At 48.8% G+C, this 20,588-nt stretch carries 22 protein-coding genes; all 22 read right to left on the bottom strand.

Features of this window, described 5'->3' with window-relative positions:
- Positions 1–49 precede the first annotated feature (49 nt).
- Positions 50–1,060, bottom strand: a complete 1,011-nt coding sequence (locus FGS84_RS27535; protein ID WP_138311390.1) for an NrtA/SsuA/CpmA family ABC transporter substrate-binding protein — start codon at positions 1,058–1,060, stop codon at positions 50–52.
- A 24-nt stretch (positions 1,061–1,084) separates the two neighbouring features.
- Positions 1,085–1,837 (bottom strand): ABC transporter ATP-binding protein, encoded by a 753-nt coding sequence (locus tag FGS84_RS27530; RefSeq protein WP_138311389.1) that lies wholly within the window; start codon positions 1,835–1,837, stop codon positions 1,085–1,087.
- Complete coding sequence (locus FGS84_RS27525) at positions 1,824–2,594, bottom strand: ABC transporter permease (protein WP_138311388.1); 771 nt, start codon at positions 2,592–2,594, stop codon at positions 1,824–1,826. The genes FGS84_RS27530 and FGS84_RS27525 overlap by 14 nt, the downstream gene beginning before the upstream one ends.
- Positions 2,584–3,282, bottom strand: a complete 699-nt coding sequence (locus tag FGS84_RS27520) for a hypothetical protein (protein WP_138311387.1) — start codon at positions 3,280–3,282, stop codon at positions 2,584–2,586. Before FGS84_RS27520 ends, FGS84_RS27525 begins: the two co-directional genes overlap by 11 nt.
- Before the next feature lie 259 nt (positions 3,283–3,541).
- The gene (locus FGS84_RS27515) at positions 3,542–3,997 is read right to left on the bottom strand and encodes a SpoVA/SpoVAEb family sporulation membrane protein (RefSeq protein WP_138311386.1); all 456 of its coding nucleotides are present in this window, start codon (positions 3,995–3,997) and stop codon (positions 3,542–3,544) included.
- A 98-nt stretch (positions 3,998–4,095) separates the two neighbouring features.
- Positions 4,096–4,536, bottom strand: a complete 441-nt coding sequence (locus FGS84_RS27510) for a stage V sporulation protein AB (protein WP_347563899.1) — start codon at positions 4,534–4,536, stop codon at positions 4,096–4,098.
- Entirely contained in the window at positions 4,526–5,152 is a 627-nt protein-coding gene (locus FGS84_RS27505; RefSeq protein WP_138311384.1) for a stage V sporulation protein AA, read from the bottom strand. Before FGS84_RS27505 ends, FGS84_RS27510 begins: the two co-directional genes overlap by 11 nt.
- A complete protein-coding gene (locus FGS84_RS27500; protein WP_138311383.1) occupies positions 5,149–5,394 on the bottom strand; it encodes a hypothetical protein in 246 nt (81 codons plus the stop codon). Before FGS84_RS27500 ends, FGS84_RS27505 begins: the two co-directional genes overlap by 4 nt.
- 87 nt (positions 5,395–5,481) lie before the next feature.
- A complete protein-coding gene (gene sigF, locus FGS84_RS27495) occupies positions 5,482–6,195 on the bottom strand; it encodes an RNA polymerase sporulation sigma factor SigF (protein ID WP_207740028.1) in 714 nt (237 codons plus the stop codon).
- A 5-nt stretch (positions 6,196–6,200) separates the two neighbouring features.
- Positions 6,201–6,650 (bottom strand): anti-sigma F factor, encoded by a 450-nt coding sequence (gene spoIIAB, locus FGS84_RS27490; RefSeq protein WP_330640907.1) that lies wholly within the window; start codon positions 6,648–6,650, stop codon positions 6,201–6,203.
- A gap of 5 nt (positions 6,651–6,655) precedes the next feature.
- Positions 6,656–6,997 carry an anti-sigma factor antagonist gene (locus tag FGS84_RS27485; RefSeq protein ID WP_002567355.1) on the bottom strand — a complete coding sequence of 114 codons (342 nt, stop codon included), beginning with the start codon at positions 6,995–6,997 and terminating at the stop codon, positions 6,656–6,658.
- A 102-nt stretch (positions 6,998–7,099) separates the two neighbouring features.
- Entirely contained in the window at positions 7,100–8,410 is a 1,311-nt protein-coding gene (locus tag FGS84_RS27480) for a tetratricopeptide repeat protein (protein ID WP_138311380.1), read from the bottom strand.
- A complete protein-coding gene (locus FGS84_RS31095) occupies positions 8,407–8,553 on the bottom strand; it encodes a hypothetical protein (RefSeq protein WP_002567353.1) in 147 nt (48 codons plus the stop codon). Before FGS84_RS31095 ends, FGS84_RS27480 begins: the two co-directional genes overlap by 4 nt.
- Before the next feature lie 19 nt (positions 8,554–8,572).
- The gene (locus FGS84_RS27475) at positions 8,573–9,937 is read right to left on the bottom strand and encodes a folylpolyglutamate synthase/dihydrofolate synthase family protein (RefSeq protein WP_138311379.1); all 1,365 of its coding nucleotides are present in this window, start codon (positions 9,935–9,937) and stop codon (positions 8,573–8,575) included.
- A gap of 125 nt (positions 9,938–10,062) precedes the next feature.
- Positions 10,063–10,980: a DMT family transporter gene (locus tag FGS84_RS27470; RefSeq protein WP_138311378.1), complete on the bottom strand. Its 918-nt coding sequence runs from the start codon at positions 10,978–10,980 to the stop codon at positions 10,063–10,065.
- Positions 10,981–11,076: 96 nt separating this feature from the next.
- Positions 11,077–12,300 (bottom strand): BTAD domain-containing putative transcriptional regulator, encoded by a 1,224-nt coding sequence (locus tag FGS84_RS27465; protein WP_138311377.1) that lies wholly within the window; start codon positions 12,298–12,300, stop codon positions 11,077–11,079.
- A gap of 109 nt (positions 12,301–12,409) precedes the next feature.
- Positions 12,410–15,049, bottom strand: coding sequence for a valine--tRNA ligase (locus FGS84_RS27460; RefSeq protein WP_138311376.1), 2,640 nt, complete (start codon positions 15,047–15,049; stop codon positions 12,410–12,412).
- Between the two features lie 475 nt (positions 15,050–15,524).
- The gene (locus FGS84_RS27455; protein ID WP_138311422.1) at positions 15,525–16,055 is read right to left on the bottom strand and encodes a VanZ family protein; all 531 of its coding nucleotides are present in this window, start codon (positions 16,053–16,055) and stop codon (positions 15,525–15,527) included.
- A 26-nt stretch (positions 16,056–16,081) separates the two neighbouring features.
- Complete coding sequence (locus FGS84_RS27450; RefSeq protein ID WP_138311375.1) at positions 16,082–17,281, bottom strand: UDP-N-acetyl glucosamine 2-epimerase; 1,200 nt, start codon at positions 17,279–17,281, stop codon at positions 16,082–16,084.
- A 15-nt stretch (positions 17,282–17,296) separates the two neighbouring features.
- Positions 17,297–18,493: an NAD-dependent epimerase/dehydratase family protein gene (locus FGS84_RS27445; protein WP_138311374.1), complete on the bottom strand. Its 1,197-nt coding sequence runs from the start codon at positions 18,491–18,493 to the stop codon at positions 17,297–17,299.
- 13 nt (positions 18,494–18,506) lie between these two features.
- Positions 18,507–19,550 carry a polysaccharide biosynthesis protein gene (locus FGS84_RS27440; protein ID WP_138311373.1) on the bottom strand — a complete coding sequence of 348 codons (1,044 nt, stop codon included), beginning with the start codon at positions 19,548–19,550 and terminating at the stop codon, positions 18,507–18,509.
- A 571-nt stretch (positions 19,551–20,121) separates the two neighbouring features.
- Complete coding sequence (locus tag FGS84_RS27430; RefSeq protein ID WP_138311372.1) at positions 20,122–20,493, bottom strand: hypothetical protein; 372 nt, start codon at positions 20,491–20,493, stop codon at positions 20,122–20,124.
- Positions 20,494–20,588: the final 95 nt, after the last annotated feature.

Below are 20,588 nucleotides of genomic sequence, written 5' to 3'. Positions count from 1 at the left end.
GTTACCTTTGTTATATCAACCAAAATCGTAATACCGTTTACGCTCAAGCTTATAAGAACAAACCATCCACATCCAGTTCTTCCTCTATCATGCCTGACTCCAGCATGAAATCAGCTGTTTTTTGGAATCCTTCCTTATCCTCATCCGTGACATCCATGGAAAAATCATAGAAGGCATACATCTCCTTTACTGCCTCTTCATCCAAATCCAGTGCCCTGGCTGCAATCTGAAGGGCCTGCTCCTGATTGTCTTTCATAAATGCGGCAGCGCGGTTCTGGGCTTCCATAAAGCGGTCTATCACATCCTGATTTTCGTTATAAAAATCATCTCTGACAGCCACGGCAATCATAGCTTTCATGAGTCCCTCCCCATCAGCCACCATGTGATACCCCTGCTCCTTTGCCTGATAAGCGGCTGCTCCTGCAATCAGGGCTATATCCACGCTGCCGCCGTCCAGGGCCGCCTTGGCATCTGCAATGGACATATTCACGTAATTCACATCATCCATGGTCAGCCCTCCAGCCGCAAGATACGATACTAAAAGCTCATGGAGATTCGTCCCTGCCGGTCCCCCAATGGTCTTTCCCTTAAGACTCTCCGGGGTAGTCAGGCTGTCATCTGCAGAGTACATGCAGAATGCCTTTGGGGACCTGCTGTACATGTTCAGCACCTTGATATCCGCCCCGTTGGCAGCAGACAGGATAACAGAGGTTGCTCCCACCCCATAAAGAATCTGCACGTCCCCGGATGCCAGCGCCTGTGTCTGGTCGGCTCCTGAATTGATTTCCGCATATTCCAGGGAAATACCCATGTCCCTGAATGCATCTGCAAATATATTTTGGTCCCGCTCAATGATGGTAGGAACGTTGAGCGGCGAGGTAACATAAGTGAGCGCCAGCTTGTCCAGACCGGAGGAAGCCTTGTTTCCTCCTGACTGTGTATCTTCCAGGGCATCCTGCCGGGCATCTGCCTCCGCTGCTCCTGCCGATGCCTTGCCGCATCCGGTAAGGGCGGATGCCCCGATGCACAGGGCCAGCCCTAATGCTATAAATTTTCTCATTTCATTTCTCCTTATTCTGTCTTTTTATGTCTGTCTATTCCTGCTATATAGCTCCAGTTCCCAGTCCCCTGCGTTCAGGCTCTCAATAATACGCCGCTTCAGGGAGATGAACATATCATCCATCAGGTTCCTGTCCCCTGCCGTCTCCGGTACCTGCACCTGGGTCTTGACAAGTCCGTTTTCAATGACCACAATCCTGTGTCCCAGAAGCAGCGCCTCATCGATACTGTGGGTCACAAACAGGATGCTGCACCTCAGTTTCTGCCGGACCCGCAAAAGCTCTTTCTGCATCTGTTCCCTGGTAAAATAATCCAGGGCTGCAAAGGGCTCGTCCATCATAATGAAGGACGGGCGGTATGCCAGCGCCCTGGCTATGGCTGCCCGCTGCTGCATCCCTCCTGACAGCTGGGACGGATATGCCTTTTCAAACCCTTCCAATCCTACGGTATTTATAATATCTCTTATAGTATCCCTGTCCTGCTCCTTCTTCCTGAGCCCAAAGGTCACATTATCCCACACAGTGAGCCAGGGCATCAGCCTGGGTTCCTGAAATACATAGGCGGTCCTGTGGCAGCCCTCATACTGTATCTCCCCGCTGTCAGCCTTCTCCAGTCCTCCTGTAAGCCGCAGAAGGGTGGTTTTTCCGCACCCGCTCCTGCCCAGAATAACTGTAATGTGGTCCTCCGGTATATCCAGGCTGATACCTCTCAGCACCTGGACAGGCCTGTCCTCCACCCTATACTCCTTATAAATGTACTTCAGCTTAATCCCAGCCATTGTCACAGGTTCCTTTCAACATTTTACTGATTGCAAAACCGAACAGACGGTCCGTCACGTATCCCACCGCGCCAATGGTCAGAATTCCCACAATGACCTTGTCTGTCCTGGACATCTGCTGGGCAAACAGAATCATATGTCCCAGGCCCGTGGAAGCAGCCACCATCTCAGCTCCGATGATGGCCCGCCAGCTGTATCCAAGGCCGATACGCATTCCCACCAGTATATCGGATGCAGCGTACGGCAGTACAATCCTCAGGAACTTCCTTCCTGATGAATATCCGAACATTTCCCCCACTTCCAAAAGCTTTTTATCACACCCCGTAAATCCCTTCACAATATTCAGATACATGGGGAAAAAGGATGCCAGGACAATGATAACTGTCTTGGTTGTCTCCCCAATCCCGCACCACAGAATCAGCAGCGGAATCATGGCCAGAGGCGGTACATTCCTGAAAAACTGCACCACATACTCATAATATCCGCTGGTTCCCGGCAGCAGAATCCGTACCATCCCCAGACCAAAGGCCAGCACAAAAGCAATGGAAAATCCCTTTGCGACTCTGACAAAGCTGATAAAAATATCCTTCCACAGCTCACCGTTCACAGCCATCTTATAAAAACTCCGGAACACCCTGGAGGGAGGCGGCAGTACATAGGCGCTGAACATATCCGCCCGGCAGACCCCGTACCATATAAGCAGAATTGCCCCTATTCCAATCAGGGGGGCCATTGACCTGTTCCACCTATTCTTCATCTGCCATCACTCCATCACCATTGTGGCATCCCATATCACAGTAGAGCATCTCCACCAGCCTGACCTGCTTCCAGGATTCCTTTTCAAGGTATAGTCTTATGGTTTCTTCTCCGGTCAAACTGATTGTATCTGTCTCCAAATCCTCAAAAAAACCAGGCGGAATAGGGCTGGACTTCAGGCATCGTGTAGCGCCTCCCGGTACAGCCGCCTTCCCATAAGCAGCGCATTCCGCCCAGGCATCTGCCACGGTTTCACCCAGTTCCCGCAAAAGCCCGTTCCAGGTCAGGAATCTTGTGTCTTTAAGCTTTAAGGCATTGCCTGCATCCGCCAGCGCCCGGCAGGGCGTGGTTATGATTTTCAGGCCGTCTTCCAGGTCCCTTCTCCCGCTGATTTCCCTGGCACAGTGAATCAGGATTGGTTCAATATCCGGTATCACAAGGCTGTCTCCCCGCTGCCCGGCTCCCCGCCTCTGCCGGTAATCCGCCGCCATCCTGCCTGCCATGGGGCACCGCATATCCGCCACCGTCCCCCTGCCCGCTTCTATCTGGGACTTGTACTTTCCCTTAACAACAGCTCCCCAGTCTGTATTGCACCGTACCTGCACAAATCCGTGCTTTTTCAGGAAACACGCCAATGCCTCTCTGTGATACATGTTCTCTGCCACTGGGTTAATCCATATGTACTTCAATGCGAACCCTCCTCCGTTTAATGTTAGCCTACGCTAACCCGTATAGGATATCAGAGAACCTGTAAAAAGTCAACTGTCTGTCCCCATAAAATGGAAAATGGACCAGGGAATTTTTTCCAGTCCATTTTCTGGGGTTATATCTGATGATTCATTCTCTATTTACACAAAAAGGCTGCCCCAACTTTATATTACGAAAAAACAGAATAATAAGCGGATACCTCCTCTTATTACTCTGCTCTTTCCACACCTTCTTTTAGATTTAAAAAATCCCCGCTGCAATCCCAACCCAGTAAATCAGCCCCAGCACCCAGCTGGTCAAAACCCCATACAAAATAACCGGCCCTGCAATGGTAAATATCTTACAGCCCACGCCGAACACCTCGCCCTCCGCATGGAACTCTATGGCCGGAGCCACCACGGAATTGGCAAACCCGGTAATGGGCACCAGGGCTCCTGCACCCCCGAATTTCACAATCTTTGGATATATATTGAATCCGGTCAGCAGGATGCTCAGCAGAATCAATACCAGCAGAGTCCAGGCCGCCGCTGTCTCCTGGTCCATGCCCATGTTGTTCATCATGAAATTCAGGGCAAACTGCCCCAGCACACAGATGATTCCGCCTACCAGGAAGGCCGCTGCCATGTTTTTTGCCAGGCTGTGGGTGGGAGTCACCTGTTTCACGTACTCCTCATACTTTTTCTTATCAATCTCCATTTGTTTACTCCTCTCAAAATCCGGCTGCGGACAGCCCTAAACCTTTTTGGCTCATCCTCTTAGGTTCATCCTCTTTGGCCTCGCCCTCTTTGGCCTCGTCATCCAAGGGAAGCCATACGGTTCCAGAAATAGACCAGGGCTCCTGCCATCTTCCCTGCTGCCAGGGCAAATATAATATACTGCAGTCCCACAGCCAGATGAATCCTCCTGCTGATAACCGGAAGGGCTTTCAGGGTTTCCGCCAGGGACATGACCAGACAGCCCACGAAAATCCCTACGGACAGTCCGAATACACATATGAAAAGGGTGCCCAGATAAGGCCCCATATAAATGGGAAACTCATAAATATCCAGTATATTTCCCAGGACACCGCCCAGAATAATAACTGTCTCATACAGAAAAATATGCTTCCTGGTGCCTGTCTTTCCCATGAGGCGCACAAACACGCCTATGATGGCCAGGAACGCATATACGCCGGCTGCAATGATGCCGCCGGCGCACAGACCGAAGAACGCCAGCAGACATTTTTTAAGTAATATCAATTTTTGACTCCTTTCTGCCGTCATTGGCAATCAGGGTCTTACTGATATTGTCCTCATAAAGGCGCATTTCCACCTCTAACGGCGTGGGGTCCGTATTCAGTTTTATGGCTGCAAAGTGATTGAAAAAACCGATGATGCCCACAGCCAGACCCACGGAATAGCTTACCTCAAGCACGGTGAAACCGCCGGATTCATAACCCATAACCAGCCTGTACACCTCGCTGAACACATCGGTAACACTGACATCATTGTTAAAGGTCATGATGGCAAATGCGGCGCCGAAAAAACACACCAGGCAGACAAATACGGTCTTGGTCCACTGCCAGACGTAAGCAGGCGGGGAAGGCGGCTTGTAGGCAATGATGAAATCCGCCTCCCCCACGTTGTTTACATCAATGGTGGAGTCCAGCTGTTTCAGCTTGTTGATTACGTCCAGGGCGCTTACTATATAGCGGCGCTTGGCATCCACCTTCACGGTCATGACCTTCATGGCATTGCATTTGTTCATCACATTCTGGTCGTCGCAGTAAACCTGGGCAACGTCCTTCAGGACAACGTCCTTGTGGGTCAGCTCCGTGATTTGACTTAGTTTTAAATAGACTGTATGGTTCATAGACCTTTTCCGCTCCTTTGGATTTCCTGCTGTCCGTACATCATGGACACAGGGTCAGTCACAAAGGCCGGACAAACTTCCTCTTCCATGGAAGGCTCATCCATCTCCTCCCACACCAGCGTCCCTTCCTTTTCATATCCCCTGTCTCCGAAACCTGAGGACAGATACCATATCAGGACCCCTATCAGGAGAAGGGAGGCTATGACTGCAAGCAGTTCACATACTCGTTTACCAAAACCCATAAGAATCACATCCTTTTCAAAAATGTTAATTGGTTTCTGGTATCTAGTATAACTTCCATGGAACTTTTTATACCTTGCGGCTTTTGTTTACAGTTTTTTCCTCATTTCTTTCAATATACGTTTTTCCAGCCGGGACACCTGTACCTGGGAAATGCCAAGCTCCCCCGCAATCTGGGTCTGGGTCTCATTGTAAAAATATCTGCGCAGTATAATTTCCCTCTGCTCTTCCTCAAGTCCCTCCATCAAATCCTTTAAAACCATTCGGTTTAACAAATCCTCATGGTCATTGTTGTCCTGGGCCAGACGGTCCATGAGATAGGTGGAATTCTCATCCCCGCTGTCCGCAGGGCGGTACAGCGACTCCACCTCCGCAGCAGCCTCCAGGGATGCGGCCACCTCCTCACGGCTGGTCCCCAGCCTGCCTGCAATTTCCTCAATGGTGGGCTCTCTTCCCAGACTGTACGTCATTTCCTCCCTGGCAGCCCTGACCTTAACCCCCAGTTCCTTGATGGAGCGGCTGACCTTAATCATGCCGTCGTCCCTGAGGAAACGCTTGATTTCCCCTGTAATCATGGGCACTGCATAGGTGGAAAATTTCACATCAAATCCAGTGTCAAATTTGTCGATGGCCTTAATCAGTCCGATGCTTCCAATCTGGAACAGGTCCTCCATCTCATACCCCCGGCCGGAGAACCGCCTGACAATGCTCCATATAAGCCCCACATTGTCCATGACCAGCCGGTCCCTTGCCGCTTTATCCCCTTCGTGAGCCATATTGATTAATTTCATGGTCTCATCCATCGCCGTCACCTGCCGATGAATTTCTTCATTGTCACCAATGTGCCATGATTTGGTTCAGACTCCACCTCTACCTGGTCCATGAACGCCTCCATAAAGGAAAATCCCATGCCGGAGCGCTCTCCCTCCGGGTCCGTGGTAAACATGGGCTCCATGGCCTGTTTCACATCCGCTATGCCCACACCGCAGTCCTTCACTGCCACGGTCAGGGTGTGTTCCTCCATATCTGCAGTCAGGTCCAGATATATGGTACCCTGCCCGCCCTTGTAGCCATGTATGACTGCATTGGTCACTGCCTCGGATACAGCTGTCTTCACATCATCCACCTCCTCCAGGGTGGGGTCCAGCCTGCTCATGAACACGGCTGTCACCACCCTGGCAAATTCCTCATTCCGGGAAAGGCTCTCCATCTCCAGCCTCATATGTTCTCTGTTTGTCTCCATTTTCTTATCCTCCATCTTTTTCATCCCTTTATTGCTGATTCCCTGTCTTCATAGCCCTTGATTAGGCGGCTTACCCCGCCCATCTCCAGTATCCGCCTGACCTGAGGCCCTGCCCCGTAATAGGCCACGGTTCCCCGGCTGGCTGCCATCTGCTTATAACGGTTTAAAAGCACCCCGATGCCGGATGAATCCATAAATGATGTGTGTGTAAAATCAAATACAATCCTGTTGATGTAGTTCTCTGCCAGAAGCAGGTCCGTATCCCGTTTCAAATTCCTGCAGTTATGGTGGTCCAGCTCCCCCGGAAGGTGAATCACCAGCATCTGCTCCCTGGCCTCATACGTAAACGTTGTCTGTTCCATCCCTCCATACTCCTTTCTCAGCGCTTATAAAATACAAAAAAAGATACCACAAAAGACTTATATCTTATCTTCTGTAGTATCTTTCCTGAAAAACCGTTTAAATTAATAACCCCTGGCATTCCTTGCCCGGTCCACATAGTCGGAATCCGGGAATTCATTGACCACTTTGTCAAACATGGAATTGGCATTATCCGTGTCGCCGGCATCCTGGTACAGACGCCCCACATAGAACAGGGCTTCCGGATTATCCGGCCTTATGGTCAGGCTGGCCTGGAAATAGTCCATGGCCTCTGTCTTATTGCCTGCATTCCACAGCTGAAGTCCCCTGTCCACCAGGCTCTGGTAAATATTTGCCGTCATATCCTGACGGATATTTTCCACAATGGCCTGAATATTTTCGTCCTCAATCAAATCAAAGCTGGCTCCGGCATATGCCTTGGCCGCCGCCACCAAATCACCGCTCCTGTAGTCCTGGAGAATCCAAATCAATCCCTGGTACTGGGCTATGACGCTGGTGTTGCCTGTGGTCAGCTCGTCCAGACGGGCCTGAATCTCCTTTGTGTGGGCATCCAGCTCATCGTAATCCGCCTTCAGGATATCGTACTGCTGATTTGCATTGTTGAGCTTCTGCATATAGGATTTCAGGTTGTTGTCGTGGATGCTGTTAAGGTCCCTTGTTCTGGCAGGCAGAATGAGGAAATAAAAAGCCATAATGCCGAGAACCAGTCCAATGATGATGTGGAACACAGTGGAAATGCCTGTGGTTTCCTTATAAGTATTAGGGATGATGACATCGTCATCCTCCATCTTACGATGGGAAAATGCTTTCACCATCTTGCGCTTCTCTGCATCCGCCCTGCCTGTGTTCTGCTTTACAATGGACATGTAGTACAGGGCCTTCTGGTTGCTCTTGTCAATCTGAAGAATTTTATACAGGGAACGGCCGGCCTTATTGTAATCCTCCCTGGCCATGTATAACAGGGCCAGAAGGAGATGGGCCTTCACAAAGTGGGGATTGGACTCCACCACCCTGGCCAGCTGGAGTATGGCCAAATCATCGCTGCCGTTTTGTGCATGCCAGAGCGCCTGGTTGAATGTCTTTACATTCTGGCTCTCCATCTCCAGCTGCCCCGGCTTTCTCTGAATCTCATCCAGATAATGGTCCGCCAGATTATCCTCCGGCTGCAGGTTCAGGCTGATGACCCACTGTACCAGTGCATCGGCCACTTCCCCGTTCTCATAGTATATCAATCCCAGCAGATTCCTGGCATCTGTCTGATACTTATTAAAATGCAGGCTTTTCTTCAGGCACTGGGCCGCGCCGGACAAATCCCGTATCCTGGCCTTTTCCAGGCCCAGGTTGTAGAAGCTGTTGGCTATCTGCTGGTTCTTTCTTGCATAGTCTGTATTCACAGGTCCCGCTCGCCTCTTTCTTTTATCAGTTCCATCATGATGTCCGTCATATCTGTCAAATCGCTTTTAACAATGGCGTCCTCCACCTCTTCCACATCCAGGCTTGGTTTAAAACGCTCAATCTCCTCTTCAAAATCAATCATGTATTTCACTCCTATCTTGTCAGGACTGCTGCTCCAGCACTGCCTTAATCTCACCGATGAGATACAGGGAACCGGCACAGAACAATAGTCCTTCCCGGCTTTTCTCCGTCATATCCTTAACAGCGCTCCCGGTGTCCCCGTATGAGTACACAGGCCTGGACGTATATGTGCGGAATACCCTGGCCAGTTCTTTGGCAGCCAGTCCTCTGTCGCTGTTCATGTGGACCACGCCGACTGCTTCCCAAATCATCTCTTTGCACAGCTGTTCCGCCATACGCTCATAATCCTTGTCCGAAACAGCGGCAAACAGCAGCCACGGCTTCTTTCCCTGTCTGTCTGATATCTCCCAGGCCGTCTGTATGAAGGCCTCAATCCCTCCAGGATTATGGGCGCCGTCCAGATAGATTCCCGGCCGCACCTGTTCCATCCGTCCGGGCCAGAACGTATTCTTCAGACCAGCAGCAATATGCCGGTCCGTTATTCCCCATTCCATACCGTCCGGGCAGATGCAGGGACCATGGCCCGGCATCCTGCAGCCTGTCCTGGGACATTCTCCGGGATGGCGCAGTACATCCAGGGTGCGGACGGCCAGCATAGCATTTTCCGCCTGATAAAACGCTTCAAAGGGAATCTCCAGTTCCAGGCATCTGCCGTCCTTCATTCTTGCACTGATGGACAAGCCCTTTTCGCCTATCTCCTCCACATGGAAATCCTCCCGGCCCACCGGATATCGGGCTGCACCCTTGCGGAAGGCAAAGCCCTCCAGTATGGTGGATACCTCCGGCTGTCCGTTATCAAATATAAGAGGGACCCCGGTTTTGATAATGCCGGCCTTTTCCCCTGCAATCTTGGCCAGGGTGTCCCCCAGATACTTGGTATGGTCCATGCTGATGGAGGTAATCACACAGGCCGCAGGGTGTTCCAGCACATTGGTGGTATCCAGCCTGCCGCCCATTCCTGTTTCCAGAATCATCACATCCACATCGTGCATCCGGAACAGGACCATGGCCATATAAAACAGGAATTCAAAAAAAGTGGGATGGCAGAGTCCCTGGCCTGCAAGCTTTTTGCTGGCCTCAAGGACCGTCTCAAAAGCCGCTTCAAAGCTTTCCTGGTCCACCATCCTTCCATTAATCAGGAAACGTTCACGCACCTCCACCAGATGAGGCGAGATAAAGGTACCGGTGCTGTAACCGGCTTCCCTCAGTATAGATGTAAGGAATGCGCACACAGACCCCTTGCCATTGGTTCCAGCCACATGAATCGCAGGTCTGTCCCGGTCGGGGTTTCCCAGGTAATCCAAAAACTGCCTGACATCCTCCAATGAATTCTTTTTCCTGGTCCACATGGGAATGCGGTCCAAATACTCCTCTGCTTGTCCCATAACTAAAGTCCATTCTTTCTTAAAAGCCTGTCTGCCGGACAGGCTTTTATAATCTTAACCTAATTTGATTCAATTGGCAACCGGATATTCTCGCCGCCCTTCGCCAGGATGCGACAGAATTCCCGTCAGCTGCCCTCTGTATTCAGGGATGCCTCCCTGCGGCGTCCCACCGGAATCTGGGCCAGTATGATAGCGCCAAACATAAGGGCGCATCCCAGTATCTCCCTGGAAGACAGCTTCTGCCCTAAAATCACCCATCCCGCCAGGACAGAAATACTGGATTCCAGACTCAGAATCAGGGAAGCAACCGTGGGGTTCATGCCCTTCTGTCCCACAATCTGCAGGGTGTAGGCCACGCCGCAGGACATGATGCCTGCGTAGAGAAGGGGCGCCCATGCGGCTATAATCTGGCTCATGTCAGGCGTCTCACAGACCAGCATGGCTGCGCCTGAGAGAATGCCGCTGACAAAAAACTGGATGCAGGACATCTTTACCCCGTCCACAACAGGGGAAAAGAAATCGATAACCATAATATGCAGGGCAAAGAGAAAGGCGCATACCAGCATGAGAAGGTCCCCTTTGTTCACTGACAATTCTCCCCCGTTCATGCACAGCATGTACAGGCCGGCCAGGGACAGGACCACTGCCCCGGCAACCACGGGGCTGCATTTCTTACCCAATAAAAGCCCCAGTACAGGGACAATGACAATGTAGCAGGCGGTTATAAATCCGGCCTTACCCACTGTGGTGTACTGGATTCCAAACTGCTGGAAGTTGCTGGCCAGGCAAAGGGCCACGCCGCAGAGTATGCCTCCCGTAATCAGTGTCTTCCTGGCCCCGGGTATGGCCGGGACCTGTTCCTTCCTCTTATTCTTCCTGTCAAAGAACCATATGCAGGGAAGAAGGACAACACCGCCCATAAGGCATCTGACGCAGTTAAATGTAAATGGCCCCACATAATCCATTCCAACGCTCTGCGCCACAAAGGCAACGCCCCATATGGAGGCTGTAAGCAGCAGCAAAAGCGCATTTTTTATCTTCATAGTCTGACCTCGCTGTATGTAATGAATGTGCAGCTGTTCCGAACAGCTGTATTACTGCCGTGATATTTCATATATTCCGGTAATAGCCCCGGATATTCAGGGTTTCAGCACGTCAAGGCTGTAGTTCACCGCCACGTCCTTGCGCACGTAGGATTTATTGAAGGCGGACAAAATCCGGTTCATGACCATCTCACTGTTCTCAAAGGTAGCTGAGGACAGAAGCAGGATAAACTGGCTGACACTGTAACGCGCATATACGTCGCTGGAGCGAAGGGATTTCTGGATGGACGCCCGCAGGCGTTCCATGGCCCTTGCCTGGATTTCCGGCTTAAGGGTGCGTCCCCTCCTGTCTCCCACGGTCAAAAGGCACAGGTACACGGAATCACCGCTGCGCTCCACACCCCTGCGCTCCAGCTGAACCAGGCGCTTGAACACAGCGTATTCACACTGGTACGCACCATGTCCCTCTCCGGCGCCGCCAGTGCCCAGGGTCTCCTGAATCGCATCCAGGTCAGTCACAACCTCCTGCTCGCTGCTGCTGATAACCTTGTATAACTCCTTAAAATGCTCTGAAGGCGTCATCAGACGTTCCCGGTAAAACATATCCGTGGTGGCCTTATACCGTGACAGCGCAGTCTCCTGTTCACCCTGGCCATAAGCAGCATATATCCAGTAATAGTGGAAATCCTCCACAAACCGGTCAATGTCAATGGCCTTCCGGCAGATTTCCTCCACCTGGACATAATCCTCATCCTGAATCAGTTTTTCCGCCATATGAATGACCAGCTTCTGATATAATGTATGGTAATAGGCGGCCATGGGGCCTACCCAGCTCTCTTCGGCTGACTTTGGCAGGAAAATGCCCCTGTACAGCCCAAGTGCCTCCAGGCAGGCGTCCCACCGGTTCTCCCCATCCCTCTCCCCGTCCCCTTCCGGGTCCAGGATTCTGCGGCACAGGATTTCAAACCGGTCTGTGTCCACTTCCGTTTCCCAGGCCGGGTTCCACATATAGGCCCCCTTCTGGCTCAGAATCAAATCCTGGGACGGGAAGCCGGCTGCCTCCAGCATCTTCCTCACCCGGAAAACCAGGGTTTTAAGGGCGCCGTAGGGATTATCCTGAACACCGTCCTGCCAGATGGCATGGAACAGCTCATTGATGCTCACATCCCCCCTGCGCTTAATAATCAGATAGCTCAGCAGGCTCCAGGCTTTCCTGGACCGGTTATCGCTGTCGCTCATGGCCTTTTCATCCATTGTAATGGTGAAACCGCCGAACATCCTGACATGGATAACCGGCTTATTTCCTGATGATTGATTCATGCTATGCTCTCCCTCTCTATCCCTGTGTCTGACTTGCTCTGTTTTCATTTTCCTGCGGACAGGCAGTTTCTGCCGCCTGTCCCATTATCCTGAGCCTTCTCCTGGTTCATCACTGAAGCTGTGCCAGACGCATCTTCACCTGCTCCATCATCTGTTCATATTTTTCAAGCTTTGCGCGCTCCTCGGCAATCTTTGCCTCCGGCGCTCTGCTTACAAACTTCTCATTGCCCAGCATACCTCTGGAACGGGCCAGTTCTCCTGCCAGACGTTTCTCTTCGCCCTTTAAACGCTCTATCTCCTTATCAATGTCCACCAGGTCGGCAAAGGGCATATAAATCACTGCCTTGTGAATGACTGCAGAGACAGCATCGTCGGCAATTCCTTCCTTATCCTTCTGGAGGATTACCTCGCCTGCGTATCCCAGGGAGGCAAAGAAGCTTCTGCTGTACTCAAATATCTGCAGCAGTGTTTCATCCTCCGACACCACATAAACAGTAGCCTTCTTGCTGGGCGGAACGTTCATGGCTGAACGCACGCCTCTGATGGCTCTCACAGCCTCCTTGATGGTTTCCGTGGACTGTTCTTCCCCTGCAAACTTCCAGTCATCCCTGTAAACCGGCCACTGGGAAACCATGATAGTCTCCTCCTCTTCCTGAAGGTTGCAGAAAATCTCCTCTGAGATAAAGGGCATGAACGGATGAAGCAGCTTCAGAGCCTGAATCAGCACCTGCTTAAGCGTCCAGATAGCGGCTGCCTTAGTATCGTCATCTTCATTGTACAGCCTTGGCTTCACCATTTCAATATACCAATCGCAAAATTCTTCCCAAATAAAATCATAAACCTTCTGAAGGGCGATTCCCAGCTCATATTTGTCCAGATTTTCAGTCACTTCCCTTGTAAGGGTATTTACCTTGGACACAATCCATTTGTCAGCCATGGTAAGGCGTTCCGGCGCCACGTCGCCCGATTCACCCGCCTTCTCAATGTTCATCATAATAAAGCGTGAAGCATTCCATACCTTATTTGCAAAGTTGCGGCTGTTTTCCACGCGCTCCCAGTAGAAGCGCATGTCATTGCCGGGTGCATTGCCTGTAATCAGGGTCATGCGCAGGGCGTCAGCGCCGTACTTGTCGATGACTTCCAGGGGGTCAATGCCATTGCCCAGGGACTTGCTCATCTTCCGTCCCTCGGAATCCCTTACCAGGCCGTGAATCAGCACAGTGTGGAAGGGAAGCCTTCCGGTCTGCTCCAGGCCGGAGAACACCATACGGATAACCCAGAAGAAAATGATGTCGTATCCGGTCACCAGCACATCCGTGGGATAGAAATAATCCAGGTCCTCTGTCTTCTCAGGCCAGCCCAGGGTGGAGAAGGGCCAGAGGGCGGATGAGAACCAGGTATCCAGGGTATCCTCATCCTGATTTAATGAGGTGCAGCCGCACTTGGGGCAGGCGCATGGCGTTTCCTTGGATACAATGATTTCTCCGCAGTCCTGGCAGTAATAGGCAGGAATCCTGTGGCCCCACCACAGCTGTCTGGAAATACACCAGTCGCGGATTCCTTCCAGCCAGTGGAGATATGTCTTTCCAAAGCTCTCAGGAACAAAGGTAAGGCTGCCGTTCTTAAGGGCCTCAATGGCCGGCTTTGCCATCTCCTCCATCTTTACAAACCACTGCTGCTTTACCATGGGCTCTACCGTGGTCTTGCAGCGGTCATGGGTACCCACGTTGTGGGAGTGGGGAACCACCTTGACCAGCAGGCCCTGAGCCTCCAAATCAGCCACAATGGCCTTCCTGGCCTCATAGCGGTCCATACCAAAATACGGGCCCGGAACATTTACCGTTGCATCGTCATTTAAGATAATGATTTCTTCCAGGTTGTGGCGCTTGCCCACCTCAAAGTCATTGGGGTCATGGGCCGGTGTGATTTTAACGCAGCCTGTTCCAAATTCCTTGTCCACATACGGGTCTGCAATAACAGGAATCTCGCGGTCTGTCAGGGGCAGCTTCAGCATCTTGCCCACAATGTCCTGATAGCGCTCGTCCTCCGGGTTCACTGCCACTGCGGTGTCTCCCAGCATGGTTTCCGGCCTGGTGGTGGCTATCTCCACGAAACGTCCAGGCTCTCCCACCACAGGGTAATTGATGTGCCAGAAGAAGCCGTTCTGCTCCACATGCTCCACCTCTGCATCAGAGATAGAGGTCTGGCAAACAGGACACCAGTTGATGATTCTGGAGCCCTTATAGATGTAGCCTTTTTCATACAGCTTGACAAAAACCTCCAGTACCGCGTCAGAGCATCCCTTATCCATGGTGAAACGCTCCCTGTCCCAGTCAGCGGAGGAGCCCAGCTTATGAAGCTGATTCACGATTCTGGTTCCGTACTCATCTCTCCACTTCCAGCACTCCTTAAGGAAACCGTCCCGTCCCAGGTCTGCCTTGTCAACGCCTTCCTTCTTAAGCTTGTCAATCACCTTGACCTCGGTGGCAATGGCGGCATGGTCCGTACCCGGCTGCCACAGCGCCTCATAGCCCTGCATCCTCTTATAGCGAATCAGAATATCCTGCATGGTATTGTCCAGGGCATGGCCCATGTGCAGCTGTCCCGTAATGTTTGGCGGCGGCATCACAATGGTGAATGGTTTCTTGCTGCGGTTTACCTCTGCGTGGAAATACTTTCCGTCCAGCCACTTCTGGTACAGGCGGTCTTCGATGTCCGCCGGGTTGTAGGTTTTCTCCAGTTCCTTCATGGTTTGTTCTCCTTTTTGGGTAGATGGTTTTTGTGATTGAGCTGGTGGTGCGCAATCCATGGCATCAGGGTCCTGCATGCCGGAAAAATAAAAAGCCCTCTGCCAATCCCGTTGAGGGAAGGCAAAGGGCGGAGTATCCGCGGTACCACCTTTGTTTTGCCGGATGTCCGGCAGTCTCATTGGGCCTTTAACGCAGGCCGGTCGGAAACAGCTACGCAGAATGTATCTTTGGGTGGTGACAGCACATAAATATCCGCCTGCCAAACCTTCTGTTTCATCCTTCACTGCTCCAGTTCAGAAGCTACCTTCCACCATACTCTGCCCGGGCCGCCTTTCAGCCAGTGAGCTACCCTCTCTGATGGTTCTTATGATGTACTCCTCTTCCTCATTACCGTTTTGTTTGCTTTGATTTATAATTATCAAGCATAATAATTATTGTGGGATTTGTCAAGTGTTTTTTAGAGTGTAAGCCCTTCTATACCCGCCTGCGCAGATGTAAGTTCCAGTCAGGCCTGTTGTACAATATTAATATGGCAAAGGTTAAAATCGTCATTCCAAAGAACAGGCTTGCCCCCTTCACATTTCCTTCATACCGTTTTTTCTTCCGTCCAAACAGAAATCCCAGTATCACTGCAGCACAATATCCCATCAGGCTCCCCCATGTATTGTGCAGCACATCATCCAGCTCTCCTAAGCCTTTATCCAGCAGGACCTGAGTGACCTCTATTGCAGCCGAAAAGGCAAAGCCCGTAAGAGCTGTTTTCTTCCAGTCCGGTTTACGAAGAACCGCAGTTAAAAAGAAACCAAACGGCATAAACAGAGCGATATTACCCAAAATCAAGTACCAATAATAGCCGGAATGGTCTCTCCAGGCACGTTTAATGGTCCAAAAAAGCTGGAGCCTTATGTCTCCCTGCCCTGATTCACGGTACAATGTGGCATACAGGATAACAGCTATGGAAAGAAGGAATAGAAAAACGTATAAATATTTGCGGAAGCGGTACATGGTACCTCCTTTGGAAATTTTCATATCTAGTCCACAACTCTCCAAACCATCTTATTTACCACTCCTGTGTAACTTTGGATAATTTTAACCACTTTTGTGCTGACATTTTCCTCCGTATAATCCGGCACTGGAATACCATAATCACAGTCCAAATGCATCTGCACAGCAGTATCCACTGCCTGAAGTAACGATTTTTTATCAATACCAGCCAACACAAAGCACGCCTTATCTAAAGCTTCAGGACGCTCTGTTGAGGTTCGGATGCATACAGCCGGTATCGGGTGTCCTATACTTGTAAAGAAGCTGCTCTCCTCCGGCAGTGTACCTGAGTCTGAAACAACAGCAAAGGCATTCATCTGCAGATGGTTATAGTCATGAAATCCAAGGGGTTCATGCTGCATCACGCGTTTGTCCAATTTGAACCCCGCAGCGTCAATACGGTTTCTTGAACGGGGATGACAGGAATATAGTATCGGCATATCATACTTTTCCGCCAACCCATTTATCGCTGTGAATAAAGACAAAAAATTCTTTTCCGTATCAATGTTTTCCTCACGGTGTGCAGAAAGAAGGATATATTGATAAGGCTTCAGTCCAAGCTTTTCAAGAATGTCTGAACTTTCAATTTCAGCAAGATTCTGATGCAGGACTTCAGACATAGGGGAACCGGTCACATAAACACGCTCTTTTGGAAAACCGCACTCATGGAGATACTTCCTAGCATGTTCGGAATACGCAAGATTTACATCGGATATGATGTCCACAATCCGGCGGTTGGTCTCCTCCGGAAGACACTCATCCTTACAGCGGTTCCCTGCCTCCATATGGAAAATTGGGATATGCAGGCGCTTTGCTGCTATGGCTGACAGACATGAATTCGTATCTCCTAAAATCAGCAGCGCCTCAGGATTAATCTGATTCATCAGCTTATATGAACCGTTGATTATATTTCCGATGGTTGCACCCAGGTCATCACCGACAGCATCCATATAAACTTCAGGACTCTCTATCTTCAGATTCTCGAAAAAAATCCCATTGAGGTTATAATCGTAATTCTGCCCTGTGTGGGCCAGTATTACATCAAAATACTTACGGCACTTATCAATTACCGCGGAAAGACGGATGATTTCCGGACGAGTGCCTACAATAATAAGAAGTTTTAGCTTTCCATTATCTTTAAAATGAATATCCGAATAATCAGTTTTTACGGCAAATTTCTCACTCATCGTTTTCTTTCCCCTCTACACTGGTTCATAAAATGTGTCCGGTTTTTCTGGATTAAATATTTCATTACAGGTCATCACGGTTACCAGATTGTCCGTATCGGACAAATTGATAATATTATGCGTCCATCCCGGAATCATGTGGACTGCTTCAATCTTATCGCCGCTAACCTCAAACTCCACTGTTTCTCCTGTATGAATATTCCGTTCCCGAATTAATCCGTGCCCGGCAGCCACAATAAACAGTTCCCATTTGGAATTATGCCAGTGCTGGCCTTTTGTAACACCAGGCCGGCTGATATTAATACTTACCTGCCCGCAATCAGCAGTATGTACCAGTTCCGTAAAACTCCCACGATTATCGCAATTCATTTTTAACTCATACTTAAACTTCTCCACCGGAAGATATGTCAAATATAAACTATACAACTTTTTTGCAAAAGAACCTTCCGGCATTTTCGGCATCATCAATGTCCTTGGCTGTTTCTTAAACTGCTGCAATAAATCTACAATCTCGCCCAATGTGACCTTATGCGTCCCAGGAACACAACAATAGCGTCCGTCTGCCCTCAGCACCGTGTCTACACCGTCAAACTCACAGTGCTGTTCTTTTCCCTCAAGAAGGTCAAGCATTCCTTCCACAAAATCATCAATGTAAAGCAGTTCCAACTCTGTGCTGCGGTCATTGACGGTAAATTCCTCATCATTTGCGACTGCCCAACAAAAAGTAGATACTGCGGAATTATATTTCGGACGGCTATGACCCATCAGGTTCGGAAAACGGTACACCGCTACTTTGGCTCCCGTCTCTTCAGCATAAGAAAAGAACAGCTCCTCTCCGGCCCTTTTGGAATGGCCATACTCAGAATCTTTAAATCTTCCGGCTAAAGCAGCCTGGATAGAAGAACTCAGCATGATTGGTGCCTTGTTGTTATATTTTTTTAAAAGCCCCAAAAGCTCAGAAGCAAAACCGAAGTTGCCTTTCATAAAATCTTCCGGATGTTCCGGACGGTTTACACCTGCAAGATTAAAAATACAATCTGCCTTCTGGCAATACTTTTCCAGTTCCTCCATCGTTGATTCTATGTCATATTCATAAATTTCATTTATATGCAATTCTGGACGGGTACAGTTTTTCTTATCTTTAATATTTTTCAAATTAGCAACCAGAGCCGTTCCCATCATACCCTTTGCGCCCGTTATTAATAAGTTCATACAACACCTCCTTTTACTGCAATTTATCCTTTGCAAGTTCTTCCTGAATATAAGTAAGAGCGGCTAGCTTTGCTTTGGTTTCCTCTACAGACAGCAGTCTTGTATTATTGGAATTGAACTCGTTTAATTTTACCCTCTCTCTGTTTCCCTCTGTAAAGAATTTATCATAATTTAAACCTCTCTTATCACATGGTACACGATAAAAGCGTCCAAGGTCAATAGCATGGGCACATTCTTCATTGGTCAGAAGGGTTTCATACATTTTTTCACCATGCCGGATACCGATAACCTTGATATCTTCTTTCTTGCCGTTAAACAGCTGGCAGATTGCTTCTGCCTGCGTTTGAATAGTGCATGCCGGAGCTTTCTGTACCAGAATATCACCCGCTTCTCCATGTTCAAATGCAAATAGAACAAGGTCAACTGCTTCTTCCAGGGACATGATGAAACGTGTCATAGCCGGTTCAGTTAATGTGATGGGGTTACTATTACGAATTTGCTCTATCCAAAGCGGAATAACAGATCCACGGCTGCACATAACATTACCATAACGCGTGCAGCATATTTTGGTTTTTTGGCTAGTACGGCTCTTTGCAACGATAACTTTTTCCATCATAGCTTTGGAAGTTCCCATAGCATTAACAGGATATGCGGCTTTATCGGTGGAAAGACAGATGACAGATTCTACCCCCTCTTCAATGGCTGCTGTCAAAACATTTTCCGTTCCAAAAACATTTGTCTTTACAGCTTCAATCGGAAAGAATTCACATGACGGAACCTGCTTTAATGCAGCAGCATGAAATATGTAATCAACACCGTGTATAGCATTTTTTACAGAAGCCAAATCACGGACATCGCCGATATAAAAAGAAATTTTGTCTGCTGCTTCCGGCATCTTCGCTTGAAACTCATGGCGCATATCATCCTGTTTTTTCTCGTCACGGGAAAATATTCGAATCTCTCCGATGTCTGTTTGAAGGAAACGGTTCAATACTGCATTGCCAAAGGAACCTGTACCCCCTGTAATTAATAATGTTTTTCCTGTAAATACACTCATTTCTTTCTTGTATGATGTTTATAGAAGCAAAAACAACATATTTCCTTTCTTTTTTTAATCTGTGGTTTAATACATTCAGATACAGTGGACTTTTGAAAATATCCTGTAGTTTGACTATATAACAGGAGCGTGTTGCCGCTATTTTATCTGAACTGTTTTTTTGCTGGATGTTGCCGGTGTGTTCACTCTGAGTACTTATTTCGATTAAATCTACGATGATAATCTTTGGTAGATATCACGGTATCAGACTTTATGAAAGGGAGAGACAACCTCATGATTAATGTAGGCATTGATATTGCTAAACTCAACCATTTCGACGCTGCGATTTCTTCCTATGGCGAGATACTCATCGAACCTTTGTGCGTTTCCTTATAAACAAGGACTAATCTCGGAAAATTTCGCCAAAAGGCCGTTAAGCAACATACCCGGTTAAAAATACAGCTAACTTATTACTTGAACCAGGTCACCGAGTAAGCTACTTGGTATAGCGGTCTGCATACCAATATCGATTGATTATCATAAACACTTAATAATTTTTGTATATCTTGACCAATAAGTTTATAGTTTCATTTTACTTTCTATTACCATTAAAGATAAAATTTATAATCGAGATTTTCTTCATTATGAATGCCCCACAGACAGTAATGCAAGTCACAAGAAAAAACATAATAAAATATGACGGCAATTTTTTGATTCCAACTACATCTAACATCTTTCCAACAATAAGCCCTATTAATGGGTGTAGCCCATATATAATCATTGTGGGGACTCCACGTAACCTTTTAATGCAAATCCTATGTATTTCTTGCTCCTCTATAGAGACCATGTACTTTGAAAGCTTGTAAAATACCACAAAACTAATAGACGCAACTGCTGGAACTATAATACGATGGTTATAGACAGGTAAAACGTCAAATACAAGACCAGCCACAACACCAACCATAAAATCCAGTACCTGCCCCGGAATGCTTGAAAATACTTGTTTTATCTTTCACATCACTCCGATGTGTAAATTATTTTTCTTTTTAATTTAGTAAA

Source organism: Clostridium sp. 1001271st1 H5 (genome assembly GCF_005845215.1).
GTDB lineage: Bacteria > Bacillota > Clostridia > Lachnospirales > Lachnospiraceae > Enterocloster.
The sequence above is the reverse complement of the archived record's forward strand: the minus strand, read 5'-3'. Positions and strand labels throughout refer to the sequence as shown.